The 13,695-nt window shown below is 36.6% G+C and carries 11 protein-coding genes and 1 tRNA gene; all 12 read right to left on the bottom strand.

All coding sequences use genetic code 11. The annotated features are described in order from the left end of the window. Positions 1–16: 16 nt before the first annotated feature. Positions 17–337, bottom strand: a complete 321-nt coding sequence (locus tag ACE94K_RS09810; protein WP_378183525.1) for an Mpo1-like protein — start codon at positions 335–337, stop codon at positions 17–19. Between the two features lie 130 nt (positions 338–467). Next, on the bottom strand, positions 468–782 hold the full coding sequence (locus ACE94K_RS09805) for a DUF3467 domain-containing protein (protein WP_378183522.1): 315 nt from the start codon (positions 780–782) through the stop codon (positions 468–470). A 70-nt stretch (positions 783–852) separates the two neighbouring features. Continuing rightward, positions 853–5,154 carry a DNA-directed RNA polymerase subunit beta' gene (gene rpoC / locus ACE94K_RS09800; protein WP_378183519.1) on the bottom strand — a complete coding sequence of 1,434 codons (4,302 nt, stop codon included), beginning with the start codon at positions 5,152–5,154 and terminating at the stop codon, positions 853–855. 101 nt (positions 5,155–5,255) lie between these two features. Continuing rightward, a complete protein-coding gene (gene rpoB, locus ACE94K_RS09795) occupies positions 5,256–9,065 on the bottom strand; it encodes a DNA-directed RNA polymerase subunit beta (protein WP_378183516.1) in 3,810 nt (1,269 codons plus the stop codon). 129 nt (positions 9,066–9,194) lie between these two features. Beyond that, positions 9,195–9,572, bottom strand: a complete 378-nt coding sequence (gene rplL, locus ACE94K_RS09790; RefSeq protein WP_378183513.1) for a 50S ribosomal protein L7/L12 — start codon at positions 9,570–9,572, stop codon at positions 9,195–9,197. Between the two features lie 67 nt (positions 9,573–9,639). Then, on the bottom strand, positions 9,640–10,161 hold the full coding sequence (rplJ, locus tag ACE94K_RS09785; RefSeq protein WP_378183510.1) for a 50S ribosomal protein L10: 522 nt from the start codon (positions 10,159–10,161) through the stop codon (positions 9,640–9,642). 15 nt (positions 10,162–10,176) lie between these two features. Continuing rightward, positions 10,177–10,872 carry a 50S ribosomal protein L1 gene (rplA, locus tag ACE94K_RS09780; protein WP_378183507.1) on the bottom strand — a complete coding sequence of 232 codons (696 nt, stop codon included), beginning with the start codon at positions 10,870–10,872 and terminating at the stop codon, positions 10,177–10,179. A gap of 17 nt (positions 10,873–10,889) precedes the next feature. Further along, positions 10,890–11,327, bottom strand: a complete 438-nt coding sequence (gene rplK, locus ACE94K_RS09775) for a 50S ribosomal protein L11 (RefSeq protein WP_378183504.1) — start codon at positions 11,325–11,327, stop codon at positions 10,890–10,892. Between the two features lie 77 nt (positions 11,328–11,404). Next, on the bottom strand, positions 11,405–11,959 hold the full coding sequence (nusG, locus tag ACE94K_RS09770) for a transcription termination/antitermination protein NusG (protein WP_027393796.1): 555 nt from the start codon (positions 11,957–11,959) through the stop codon (positions 11,405–11,407). A 4-nt stretch (positions 11,960–11,963) separates the two neighbouring features. After that, positions 11,964–12,161: a preprotein translocase subunit SecE gene (secE, locus tag ACE94K_RS09765; protein ID WP_378183499.1), complete on the bottom strand. Its 198-nt coding sequence runs from the start codon at positions 12,159–12,161 to the stop codon at positions 11,964–11,966. 196 nt (positions 12,162–12,357) lie between these two features. Continuing rightward, positions 12,358–12,430 (bottom strand) — tRNA-Trp (locus ACE94K_RS09760). 58 nt (positions 12,431–12,488) lie between these two features. Further along, positions 12,489–13,676, bottom strand: a complete 1,188-nt coding sequence (gene tuf, locus ACE94K_RS09755; RefSeq protein ID WP_378183496.1) for an elongation factor Tu — start codon at positions 13,674–13,676, stop codon at positions 12,489–12,491. Between the last annotated feature and the right edge of the window lie 19 nt (positions 13,677–13,695).

The raw sequence follows: 13,695 nt of genomic DNA, 5'->3' as shown, positions 1-13,695 counted from the left end.
ATCATAAAAATCTATATTAATCTTTTGAGCTATCAAAGGAACGCCTTCCAATTAGAATTTCAAAAAACAATTTGAAATCTGAGATTAAACTCCAAAAAGGGTACTTAAAAGTAGCTGGTTTATTTTTTTCAAAAAAAGCGTGACCCACCCAAGCAAAACCATAACCGGTTACCGGAACTAAAAACCATTTCCAACTCCAACCATAATAAATAGCAACAGCTATAATCACGAATACCAAAAAGGTTCCGATAAAATGTAATGTTCTACTTGTTTTATTTTGATGTTCTGTAAGATAGAATTTATAGAATTCTGAATAGGTTTTTATTCGATCAGACATATAACACGCTATTTAAAAATAAAGTTTAAGATAACAAAAATATAACTCCTTATCAAGCTCAAGCGTTTCAAAAAAAATCCGCTTGGTATTCAACCAGCGGATTTGTATTGTTTGTTATCATTATTTTAAACTATGCCTGCCCTGTCGGACCGAAATTCAAAGGAATTGGAGGTTGTTCATAGTCCTTAATTTCACCATGAGCAGCTTCGAATCGCGATACATTATCCCCTAAAGCCTTTAATAGTCTTTTAGCGTGTTGAGGAGTTAAAATAATCCTACTCTTCACCTTGCTTTTAGGTCTTCCAGGCATAATATTTACAAAATCCACCACAAACTCGGACACTGAGTGATTGATGATTGCAAGATTGCTATATACACCATCCGCGATTGTGTCGTCCAACTCTATATTTAACTGATTCTGTTTTTGTTTCTTTTCATCTGCCATTTTATAATATTTTATTTGAACACATTACGTTCTCAAAACAGAAAGCCTACCAATTGGTAGGCTTTACTGATTAATTATAATTAACTTCTTGTCGTTGTTCCATTCGATCTTCGAATTCCTCTTTAGAACCAACTATGATACTTTCATAATCTCTCATACCAGTTCCTGCAGGGATTCTATGCCCGACGATTACATTCTCTTTTAATCCTTCCAGATCATCAACTTTACCGCTTACTGCAGCTTCGTTTAATACTTTTGTTGTTTCCTGGAATGAAGCCGCTGAGATAAATGATTTAGTTTGTAACGAAGCTCTTGTTATACCTTGAAGTATTGGAGTCGCTGTAGCAGGAGTAACATCTCTTGCTTCAACTAGGTTCTTATCTTCTCTTCTTAATATAGAGTTTTCATCTCTCAAATCTCGTGGTGATATAATCTGACCTGCTTTAAGGTTTTCACTATCACCTGCATCCTCTACTACTTTCATTCCGAAAATAGCATCATTTTCCTCGATAAAGTCCGCTTTATGCACTAATTGATTCTCTAAGAAAATCGTATCTCCCGGATCCTGAATTCTAACTTTACGCATCATTTGACGTACTACTACTTCAAAATGCTTATCGTTAATCTTCACACCTTGTAATCGATATACTTCTTGAACCTCATTCACCAAATATTGCTGTACTGCAGAAGGTCCTTTGATTTTCAAGATATCCTCTGGCGTTACAGAACCATCAGATAATGGCATACCTGCACGAACAAAATCATTCTCCTGTACAAGAATCTGGTTGGATAATTTCACAAGATATTTCTTGATTTCACCAATTCTAGATTCTACAATAATCTCACGGTTACCACGTTTGATTTTACCAAATGATACAACACCATCTATCTCACTAACAACTGCAGGGTTTGATGGATTACGTGCTTCAAATAATTCTGTTACACGCGGAAGACCTCCTGTAATATCCCCAGCTTTAGCCGACTTACGAGGAATCTTAACTAATACCTTACCTACCTCAATCTTTTCATTATCATCAACCATCAGGTGAGCTCCAACCGGTAAGTTATAAGAACGAAGTACTTCGTCCCCTTTACCCATAATTAGAAGTGTAGGTATCTTTTTCTTATCACGTGATTCTGAGATTACTTTTTCCTGGAATCCAGTTTGTTCATCTATTTCTACCTGATATGTTACCCCTTGTTCTACATTTTCGTAAGCAACTTTACCAGCAAATTCTGATATAATAACTCCATTATATGGATCCCACTGGCATATACTTTGGTCTTTTTCAACCATATCACCATCTTTGATAAATAATTGAGAACCATACGGAATAAGATTCGTACTTAATACAATCTTAGTTTTAGGATCGATTACCTTAACTTCAGAAGTACGAGAAATAACAACATCTATATCATTACCCTCAGCATCCTGACCTTTTACCGTTTTCAATTCTTCAATTTCTGCTTTACCAGCAAATTTTGATTTCAATTGATTCTCTTCAGAAATGTTACTCGCAATACCTCCTACGTGGAATGTTCGAAGTGTAAGCTGTGTACCAGGCTCACCAATCGATTGAGCTGCTACTACTCCAACTGCCTCACCACGCTGTACTGTTTTACCAGTTGCAAGATTTCGACCATAACACTTCACACATATACCCTTCTTAGCTTCACAAGTAAGCGCCGAACGTACTTCTACAGACTCGACAGGAGAATTTTCTATCATCTTAGCTGTAGCGTCATCAATCTCCATACCTGCTTCTACAAGTACTTCTTGAGTTAATGGATTTATTACATCTACTAATGATGTTCTACCTGCGATTCTTGCTGCAAGACCTTCAATAATTTCTTCATTTTTCTTTAATGGACTAACTTCTACTCCTCTAAGTGTTTCACAATCTTCAACATTCACAATCACATCTTGTGCAACATCCACTAAACGACGAGTAAGGTATCCAGCATCGGCAGTTTTAAGTGCCGTATCCGCAAGACCTTTACGAGCTCCGTGAGTAGAGATAAAGTATTCAAGAATTGAAAGACCTTCTTTAAAGTTAGAAAGAATCGGGTTTTCAATAATTTCTCCACCTGCAGAATTTGATTTTTTCGGTTTTGCCATCAATCCTCGCATTCCTGTAAGCTGACGAATCTGTTCTTTAGATCCCCTTGCTCCAGAATCAAGCATCATATATACCGAGTTAAATCCTTGCTGATCTTCTCGAATACGCTTCATTGATAATTCTGTCAACTCAGCATTGGTAGATGTCCATATGTCAATTACCTGATTATAACGTTCGTTATTGGTAATAAGACCCATATTATAATTTGCAACGATATTATCAACTTGAGCGTTGGCATCAGCAATCATAGTATGCTTCTCTTTTGGGATAATAATATCTCCCAAACTAAATGATAGACCTCCTCTAAAAGCAAAATTATATCCTAGCGTTTTGATCTCGTCTAAGAAAACAGCCGTTTCCGGCACACTCGTAACTTTAAGGATATCCCCAATAATATCTCTAAGAGATTTTTTGGTCAATACCTCATTGATATATCCAGCTTTTTCAGGTACTTTTTCATTAAATAAAACTCTTCCTGTAGTGGTTTCTATAATCTTAGTTACCAATTCTCCATTTTCATCGATATCTTTTGTTCTAACTTTAATGTTAGCATTAATATCCAATCTTTTCTCATTGTATGCAATGATCACCTCTTCTGGAGAATAGAATGTTAAATCCTCGCCTTTAATTTCTAATTCTGGCGTAGACCTGCGAGACTTAGTCATATAGTATAGACCTAGTACCATATCCTGAGAAGGTACAGTGACCGGTGAACCATTCGCAGGGTTTAAGATATTATGAGAAGCTAACATCAATAACTGCGCTTCTAATATAGCCTCTGGTCCTAATGGTAAATGTACTGCCATTTGATCTCCATCAAAATCGGCATTAAATGCTGTACACACTAATGGGTGTAACTGTATTGCTTTACCTTCGATAAGTTTAGGCTGAAATGCCTGAATTCCTAAACGGTGAAGCGTAGGAGCACGGTTAAGTAATACAGGATGTCCTTTTAGAACATTCTCTAAGATATCCCAAACTACAGGCTCTTTTCTATCTATTATTTTCTTTGCTGACTTAACAGTCTTTACAATACCACGCTCGATTAATTTTCTAATCACGAATGGCTTGTATAATTCTGCCGCCATATTCTTAGGTAAACCGCACTCAAATAATTTTAACTCTGGTCCTACAACAATTACAGAACGGGCAGAATAATCCACACGCTTACCTAATAAGTTTTGACGGAAACGACCTTGCTTACCTTTTAAAGAGTCTGATAAAGATTTTAACGGTCTGTTAGAATCCGTTTTTACTGCAGAAGCCTTACGTGTATTATCAAATAAAGAATCTACAGACTCCTGTAACATACGTTTTTCATTACGTAAAATTACTTCTGGAGCTTTAATTTCCATCAAACGCTTTAAACGATTGTTACGAATGATCACACGACGATATAAGTCATTTAAATCAGACGTAGCAAAACGACCACCATCTAGTGGTACTAAAGGACGTAATTCTGGCGGAATTACCGGAACTACTTTAAGAATCATCCATTCCGGACGGTTTTCTCTATTTTTATTAGCATCACGCAACGACTCTACAACCTGAAGACGTTTTAATGCTTCTGTCTTACGTTGCTTAGAAGTTTCATTATTTGCTTTATGTCTTAATTCGTATGATAACTCATCAAGGTCAATTCGCTTTAAGATTTCGATAAGGCATTCTGCTCCCATCTTAGCGATGAACTTATTCGGATCCGTATCATCAAGATATAAATTCTCTTGAGGAAGGCTATCTAAGATATTTAGGTATTCTTCTTCTGTTAGGAAGTCCATTTTTTGTACAGGCTCTCCTTCTTCATTTTTAGCGATACCTGGCTGGATTACTACGTATCTTTCGTAGTAAATGATCATATCTAATTTCTTAGATGGCAAGCCTAATAAATATCCTATTTTATTTGGTAAAGAACGGAAATACCAAATATGTGCTACAGGCACAACTAAGTTGATATGTCCTACACGATCTCTACGAACTTTCTTTTCTGTTACTTCAACACCACATCGATCACAAACGATCCCCTTGTAACGAATTCTCTTATATTTCCCACAAGCACACTCAAAGTCCTTTACAGGTCCAAAAATACGCTCACAGAACAAACCATCGCGCTCAGGTTTATGAGTACGATAGTTGATAGTTTCAGGTTTTAAAACCTCTCCCTGTGAAGCTGCCAAGATTGACTCAGGAGACGCTAACCCTATCGAGATTTTGTTAAATCTCTTTACTGTATTCTTATCATTATTTCTTGCCATAATATATGGTTGCTTAAGAATTATTGTAATTTAAAATTGAATAATTAGATGATATATTTTGTACCCTTCGACTATGCTCAGGGTACAAAATTTCATCTATATTATTCTTCTAATCTGATATCAAGACCCAGACCTTTCAATTCATGCATTAATACATTGAATGATTCTGGCAATCCTGGTTCTGGCATAGGCTCACCTTTTACAATACTTTCGTATGTTTTAGCTCTACCTATTACATCATCAGATTTAACAGTCAATATTTCACGAAGGGTAGCAGAAGCTCCATAAGCTTCCAGTGCCCATACTTCCATCTCTCCAAAACGCTGACCACCAAATTGTGCTTTACCACCAAGTGGCTGCTGTGTAATCAAAGAGTATGGACCAATAGAACGTGCGTGCATTTTATCATCAACCATATGACCTAACTTAAGCATGTAGATTACACCCACAGTTGCTGGTTGATCAAAACGATCTCCTGTACCACCGTCATATAAATATGTATGCCCAAATCTTGGTATACCCGCTTCATCTGTAAATTCATTGATCTGATCTAAAGAAGCTCCATCAAAAATAGGGGTAGCATACTTTCTACCTAATTTCTGTCCAGCCCAACCTAAAACAGTTTCATAAATCTGACCAATATTCATACGTGAAGGTACCCCTAGTGGATTCAATACGATATCTACCGGTGTTCCGTCTTCTAAGAATGGCATATCTTCTTCTCTTACGATTCGAGCAACAATACCTTTGTTACCGTGACGACCTGCCATCTTATCTCCTACTTTTAGTTTACGTTTTTTAGCGATGTAAACTTTAGCAAGTTTTATAATTCCAGAAGGTAATTCATCTCCCACAGAGATTGTAAATTTCTCTCTACGTAAGTTACCTTGCAAATCATTTTCTTTGATCTTGAAATTGTGAATCAGATCAGCGACCATCTTATTAAGATGATCATCAGTAGTCCAAGTCCCTTTGGTAAGATGCGCATAATCGTCAACACTATTCAGCATTTTTTGAGTAAACTTCTTACCCTTTGGAAGCACTTCTTCTCCTAAATCATTGATAACCCCTTGTGAAGTTTTACCTCCTACGATTACAAATAATTTATCTACTAATTCTGCTTTTAATAATGCAAATTTTGCATCATAAGATCTTTCTAATATCGAAATATCTTCTTTATCCTGAGAGCGCTTACGCTTATCTTTAATAGCACGCGCAAATAACTTCTTATCAATAACAACACCGTGTAAAGATGGTGAAGCCTTTAAAGAAGCATCTTTTACATCACCAGCCTTATCACCAAAAATCGCTCTTAATAGCTTTTCTTCTGGTGTAGGATCACTTTCTCCTTTTGGCGTAATCTTACCTATAAGAATATCTCCAGGTTTGATCTCTGCACCAACACGGATCATTCCATTTTCATCAAGATCTTTGGTAGCTTCTTCAGAAACATTAGGAATATCGTTAGTCAATTCTTCATTACCTAACTTAGTATCTCTAACTTCTAAAGAATACTCATCGATATGAATAGAAGTAAAGATATCATCTCTAACTACTTTTTCAGAAATCACGATTGCATCCTCAAAGTTATATCCTTTCCAAGGCATGAAAGCAACCTTCATATTTCTACCTAAAGCAAGTTCTCCGTTCTCAGTTGCATACCCCTGACATAAAACCTGGCCTTTTTTAACTCGATCTCCAACTCTTACGATTGGTTTCAAGTTTATAGAAGTACCTTGATTTGTTTTACGGAATTTGATCAGGTTATATGTTTTAGAATCACTATCAAAACTAACCATTCTTTCTTCTTCCGTTCTATCATACTTGATAGTTATCTTTTGAGCATCAACATATTCTACTACTCCTTCTCCTTCGGCATTAATTAATACTCTTGAATCCGAGGCTACTTGACGCTCAAGCCCTGTACCCACAATTGGAGCATCTACTCTTAATAAAGGAACAGCCTGACGCATCATATTCGATCCCATCAACGCACGGTTTGCATCATCATGTTCTAAGAAAGGAATTAAGGATGCAGAAATAGATGCAATCTGGTTTGGAGCAACATCTGCATAATTTACAGATGATGGATCAATCACAGGGAAGTCACCTTCCATACGCGCAATTACCTTATCACTTTCTATAGTACCATCTTCTTTTAGAGGTAAATTGGCTTGCATGATTAATTTCTCTTCTTCCTCTTCTGCACTTAAGTATTTAAACTCACTTAAATCTACCTTTCCATCCTCCACCTTTCGATAAGGAGTTTCAAGGAATCCCATAGAATTCACTTTTGCAAATACCGCTAACGAAGAAATCAATCCAATGTTTGGCCCCTCTGGAGTTTCAATAGGACACAGACGACCGTAATGTGTGTAGTGTACATCTCGAACCTCAAATCCTGCTCTTTCTCTAGATAAACCACCAGGTCCAAGTGCAGAAAGTCTACGCTTATGAGTAATCTCTGCTAATGGATTTGTTTGATCCATAAACTGAGATAATTGATTCGTTCCGAAGAATGAGTTAATCACAGAAGATAAAGTCTTTGCATTGATCAAATCGATCGGAGTAAACACTTCATTATCTCTAACGTTCATACGTTCACGAATGGTACGAGCCATACGTGCCAGCCCAACTCCAAACTGCTGTGATAACTGCTCTCCTACAGTTCTTACACGACGGTTAGAAAGGTGATCGATATCATCAATCTCAGCCTTAGAATTGATTAACTCAATTAAATATTTAATGATAGTAATAATATCTTCTTTGGTAAGCACCTGCTTATCCATTTCGATATTAAGACCTAATTTCTTATTCATTCTGTATCGACCAACTTCACCTAAGTTATAACGTTGATCTGAGAAGAATAACTTGTCAATAATACCTCTTGCAGTTTCCTCATCAGGCGGTTCTGCATTACGTAATTGACGGTATATATGTTCTACAGCTTCCTTTTCAGAATTCGTAGGATCTTTTTGTAATGTATTATGGATGATCGCATAATCACCTTTCTGGTTATCTTCTTTATGGAGCAGAATGGTTTTAGCGCCAGAATCCACGATCTCATCTAAGTGATCTTTATCGAGGATTGTATCACGATCTAAAACAATTTCATTACGCTCGATAGAAACAACCTCTCCTGTATCTTCATCAACAAAATCCTCGTGCCATGTATTTAATACACGGGCTGCTAATTTACGACCTAATACTTTCTTTAATCCGGATTTAGAAACCTTCACTTCTTCTGCTAGATCAAAAATCTCTAAAATATCTTTATCTCTTTCGAAACCAATCGCACGAAACAGTGTAGTAACCGGTAATTTTTTCTTTCTATCAATATAAGCGTACATAACGCTATTGATATCTGTAGCAAATTCTATCCAAGATCCTTTAAAAGGAATTACTCTTGCAGAATATAGCTTTGTTCCATTTGCATGGAATGACTGTCCAAAGAACACACCTGGTGATCGGTGTAACTGAGATACAACAACACGTTCTGCACCATTGATACAAAACGTACCACTTGGAGTCATATAAGGAATCGTACCTAAATATACGTCCTGCACTATTGTTTCAAAATCCTCGTGCTCAGGATCAGTACAGAAAAGTTTTAAACGAGCTTTAAGAGGAACACTATAGGTAAGTCCTCTTTCAATACATTCTTGTAAATCGTATCTTGGTGGATCTACAAAGTAGTCTAAAAATTCTAGTACAAATTGATTACGTGTATCCGTAATCGGGAAATTTTCCATGAAGGTATTATAAAGACCTTCGTTTCCTCTTTCTTCAGACTTTGTTTCTAATTGAAAGAAATCCTGAAAGGATTTGATCTGAATATCCAAAAAGTCCGGATACTCAGGTCTATTCTTTACAGAAGAAAAATTCAATCTTTCAGTTTGCGTTGCTAACATCAATGGACGGAATTAAATTAAAATTTAAAAAACAGCGTATTTTAATACTTCATATTTATATACGCAAAATGGTTTAGACCTTAGAGAGAATTCTCCAGGTCTAAACCTCTATGTCAATATACGGTAAGCTTACTTAAGCTCAACCTCTGCTCCAGCCTCTTCTAATTGAGCTTTAAGAGCTTCTGCTTCATCTTTTGCTACTCCTTCTTTAATAGCACTTGGAGCATCATCAACTAAACCTTTAGCCTCTTTAAGACCAAGACCAGTTAATTCTTTTACAAGTTTTACAACTGCTAACTTAGCACCACCAGCTGCTTTAAGGATTACATCAAATTCACTCTTTTCTTCAGCAGCATCTCCGCCAGCAGCTCCACCACCAGCAGCAACAGCTACTGCAGCAGCAGCAGGCTCGATACCATACTCTTCTTTTAATATATCAGCTAACTCATTAACTTCTTTTACTGTTAAGTTAACTAATTGTTCTGCGAAATCTTTTAAATCTGCCATTTTCTATCGTTTTAAATAATTTTTTTAATTGAAATATAATTTGTTAAAAAGTGCGTACTCGCCTAAATTATCCTTCTTTTTCGGATAATGTTTTAAGAATACCAGCTATTGTACCACCACTCGACTTTAATGCTGAAATAACATTCTTAGCAGGTGACTGTAATAAGCCAATGATATCTCCGATAACCTCTTCTTTGGACTTGATATCTACAAGCGCATCTAGAGTTTCATCTCCTACAAAGATTGCTTCTTCTACAAAAGCACCCTTTAATAAAGGTTTCTCTGACTTCTTACGAAACTCTTTGATAACTTTTGCCGGAGCGTTACCGGTTTCAGAAAACATAATAGAAGTATTACCTTTTAATACATTAGGCAATTCTCCAAAATCTTTATCTGAATTCTCCATTGCTTTTGCAAGGAGCGTATTCTTAATTACTTTTAATGATACGTTAGCTTTAAAACAAGCTCTACGTAAGTTTGAAGTTGTTCCTGCATCCAAACCTGAAATATCTGCTAAATAGATATTAGAGTTTTCAGCTAACTGAGCAGTTAAGTCTTCAATTACTTGTGATTTTTCTTCTCTTGTCATAATCGTTTATCTTAATTACCCAGCAAAGTTCTTAGAATCAATCTCCACACCAGGGCTCATTGTAGATGATATATAAATTGACTTTATATATACACCTTTAGCAGCTACTGGTTTTAACTTTACTAATGTTGTTAATAATTCTTTTGCATTTCCTGCGATTTTATCAGCAGAGAATGAAGACTTACCGATTGCAGCGTGAACAATTCCTGTTTTATCAACTTTAAAGTCGATTTTACCTGCCTTTACATCAGAAACAGCCTTTGCTATATCCATAGTTACAGTACCAGTTTTTGGATTAGGCATTAAACCACGAGGCCCTAAAACTCGACCTAATGGACCTAATTTACCCATAACACTAGGCATTGTAATAATCACGTCTACATCGGTCCATCCACCTTTAATTTTATCAAGGTATTCATCTAGACCTACAAAATCAGCGCCCGCTTCTTTGGCTTCTGCTTCTTTATCCGGTGTTACCAATGCAAGAACTTTAACATCCTTTCCTGTTCCGTGAGGTAATGTTACCACACCACGCACCATTTGATTTGCTTTACGAGGATCTACATTCAAACGAACTGCAAGATCTACAGAAGCATCAAAATTTACGTTTGTTATTTCTTTTACTAAAGCCGAAGCCTCATCTAGTGAATAAGCTTTATTCTTATCAACCTTAGCTCTAACTTCTTTCTGCTTTTTAGTTACTTTTGCCATTTTCTACACGTTTTGGATTAAAAAGGAGCTTGTCCCTTTACAGTTACACCCATTGAACGAGCGGTACCGGCAATCATTTTCATAGCGGACTCTACTGTAAATGCATTCAAATCCTGCATTTTATCCTCTGCTATTGCACGAACCTGATCCCAAGTAACACTAGCTACTTTTTTACGATTTGGCTCTCCTGAACCTTTTTTCGTTTTTGCTGCTTCCAGTATTTGAACTGCCGCAGGTGGAGTTTTAATTACAAAGTCAAAAGATTTGTCTTTGTAAACACTGATCACAACTGGTAATACTTTACCAGCCTTGTCCTGTGTTCTACCATTGAATTGCTTACAGAATTCCATGATATTTACTCCGGCAGCACCTAAAGCAGGTCCAACTGGTGGGGATGGGTTTGCCGCTCCTCCACGTACTTGAAGTTTTACAACCTTACTTATCTCTTTAGCCATTTTTCTAATTTTAGATTAGAATTGTTCTATAAAGTGGAAGCAATAAGAACAATTCAGAATATATAATGTAACAATTATTATACTTTTTCTACTTGCATATAACTTAGTTCCAATGGTGTTTTTCTTCCAAAAATTTTAACCATTACTTCAAGCTTACGCTTTTCTTCATTTACTTTTTCTACAGTACCATTGAAACCATTGAATGGACCATCAATCACCTTCACAGTCTCTCCAACAGTATAAGGGATAGCAACGTTGTCAGTCTTAACAGCAAGCTCATCAACCTTTCCTAGCATTCTATTAATCTCAGCTTTTCTTAAAGGAACAGGATCTCCTCCTTTAACCTCTCCAAGAAAACCAATAACACCATTAATGGATTTTATAATATGAGGAATTTCACCAGAAAGATTTGCCTCTATCATGACATATCCTGGAAAATACACTCTTTCTTTATTAATTTTTTTACCATTTCTGATTTGAACCACCTTTTCAGTTGGTACCAAAATTTGAGAAACATAGTCTTCCATCCCCATATGAGCAATTTCACGCTCAATATAATCCTTGACCTTATTCTCTTGGCCACTTACGGCACGAACAACGTACCACTTTTTTGTATTACTAACTTCGGCCATTTTATTATGATTTAACTAAAGTGAAATAATACTCTATTACATTACTGAATACAGTATCAACTCCCCAGATAGCTAAAGAAAAAATAACTGAAAAAATAATAGTAACTAAAGTCAACCTTTGCGCCTCTGGCCAAGGAGTCCAAGTCACGTGATTTTTTAACTCGTTGTATGATTCCGTAATGTAATTTATTAATCCAGCCATCTTATTATTCTTTTCAACAACAGAAAAAAGTCTGTCATTTTAATTTCATTCAATCAGCTTCATTACTGCTAATGAGAGCCATTTAGATTTTCTTAGAATAGACTCAGAAACTCCACTAGACTAAGCTAAGGCTTCTAATCCATTACTATGTAATTCACAGTCTAACTAAAACAAATAGTAACATAGAATCTACTCGCACGGGTTGAGAGGCTCGAACTCCCGACACCTGGTTTTGGAGACCAGTGCTCTACCAACTGAGCTAAACCCGTATACATAAGTCAAGGTATTCGTCGTAACGAATACCTCTCCTTAAATATTTAAATATTTTTAGTCTAAAATTTCAGTTACCTGACCGGCACCTACTGTTCTACCACCTTCACGGATCGCAAAACGAAGACCAACATTCATTGCAATTGGCTGAATAAGCTCAACAGTAATTGTTAAGTTATCTCCAGGCATTACCATTTCAACTCCATCAGGAAGCGCGATGTTTCCAGTTACGTCAGTTGTACGCACGTAGAACTGAGGACGGTAGTTATTATGGAATGGAGTATGACGTCCACCTTCTTCTTTCTTAAGGATATACACCTCAGCTTTGAAATTTTTGTGCGGAGTTACAGATCCTGGCTTAGTGATTACCATACCTCTAGAAATTTGAGTTTTCTCAATACCTCTTAATAGGATACCAGCATTATCTCCAGCTTCTCCTCTATCTAATATCTGACGGAACATCTCGATACCAGTAATAGTAGAAGTTAACTTCTCAGCTCCCATACCGATAATCTCTACAGGATCTCCTGTGTTAGCAATACCAGTTTCGATACGTCCAGTTGCAACAGTACCACGACCAGTAATAGAGAATACATCTTCAATTGGCATTAAGAAAGGCTTATCAATCTCACGTAATGGCTCTTCGATCCAAGCATCTACTTCTTTCATTAACTCCATAACAGTATCTACCCATTTTGGCTCTCCGTTAAGAGCACCAAGAGCAGAACCAGAAACAACAGGTCCATTATCACCATCATACTCGTAGAAAGAAAGAAGATCTCTTACTTCCATTTCTACTAATTCTAGTAACTCCTCATCATCAACCATATCCACTTTATTAAGGAATACAACGATTCTTGGAATACCTACCTGACGTCCTAGAAGGATGTGCTCACGTGTTTGCGGCATTGGACCATCTGTAGCAGCAACCACTAAGATTGCACCATCCATTTGCGCAGCACCAGTAACCATGTTTTTTACGTAATCGGCGTGACCTGGACAGTCAACGTGAGCGTAGTGACGGTTAGCAGTTTGGTATTCTACGTGAGATGTATTAATTGTAATACCTCTTTCTTTTTCTTCTGGAGCGTTATCGATAGTATCGAAATCTCTAGCCTCAGAAAGACCAGCATCTGCTAATACCTTAGTAATCGCAGCCGTTAAAGTTGTTTTACCGTGATCAACGTGTCCAATAGTACCAATATTTAAGTGCGGTTTGGAACGATCAAAAGTTTCCTTTGCCATAATTAATTTATTTAATCTT

It is taken from the genome of Aquimarina besae, from assembly GCF_042434905.1.
GTDB lineage: Bacteria > Bacteroidota > Bacteroidia > Flavobacteriales > Flavobacteriaceae > Aquimarina.
The sequence above is the reverse complement of the archived record's forward strand: the minus strand, read 5'-3'. Positions and strand labels throughout refer to the sequence as shown.

Coding starts and splice junctions, on each gene's coding strand:
- ACE94K_RS09810 (WP_378183525.1), bottom strand. CDS start 337: ATGTCTGATCGAATAAAAACCTATTCAGAATTCTATAAATTCTATCTT.
- ACE94K_RS09805 (WP_378183522.1), bottom strand. CDS start 782: ATGGCAGATGAAAAGAAACAAAAACAGAATCAGTTAAATATAGAGTTG.
- rpoC (WP_378183519.1), bottom strand. CDS start 5,154: ATGGCAAGAAATAATGATAAGAATACAGTAAAGAGATTTAACAAAATC.
- rpoB (WP_378183516.1), bottom strand. CDS start 9,065: ATGTTAGCAACGCAAACTGAAAGATTGAATTTTTCTTCTGTAAAGAAT.
- rplL (WP_378183513.1), bottom strand. CDS start 9,572: ATGGCAGATTTAAAAGATTTCGCAGAACAATTAGTTAACTTAACAGTA.
- rplJ (WP_378183510.1), bottom strand. CDS start 10,161: ATGACAAGAGAAGAAAAATCACAAGTAATTGAAGACTTAACTGCTCAG.
- rplA (WP_378183507.1), bottom strand. CDS start 10,872: ATGGCAAAAGTAACTAAAAAGCAGAAAGAAGTTAGAGCTAAGGTTGAT.
- rplK (WP_378183504.1), bottom strand. CDS start 11,327: ATGGCTAAAGAGATAAGTAAGGTTGTAAAACTTCAAGTACGTGGAGGA.
- nusG (WP_027393796.1), bottom strand. CDS start 11,959: ATGGCCGAAGTTAGTAATACAAAAAAGTGGTACGTTGTTCGTGCCGTA.
- secE (WP_378183499.1), bottom strand. CDS start 12,161: ATGGCTGGATTAATAAATTACATTACGGAATCATACAACGAGTTAAAA.
- tuf (WP_378183496.1), bottom strand. CDS start 13,676: ATGGCAAAGGAAACTTTTGATCGTTCCAAACCGCACTTAAATATTGGT.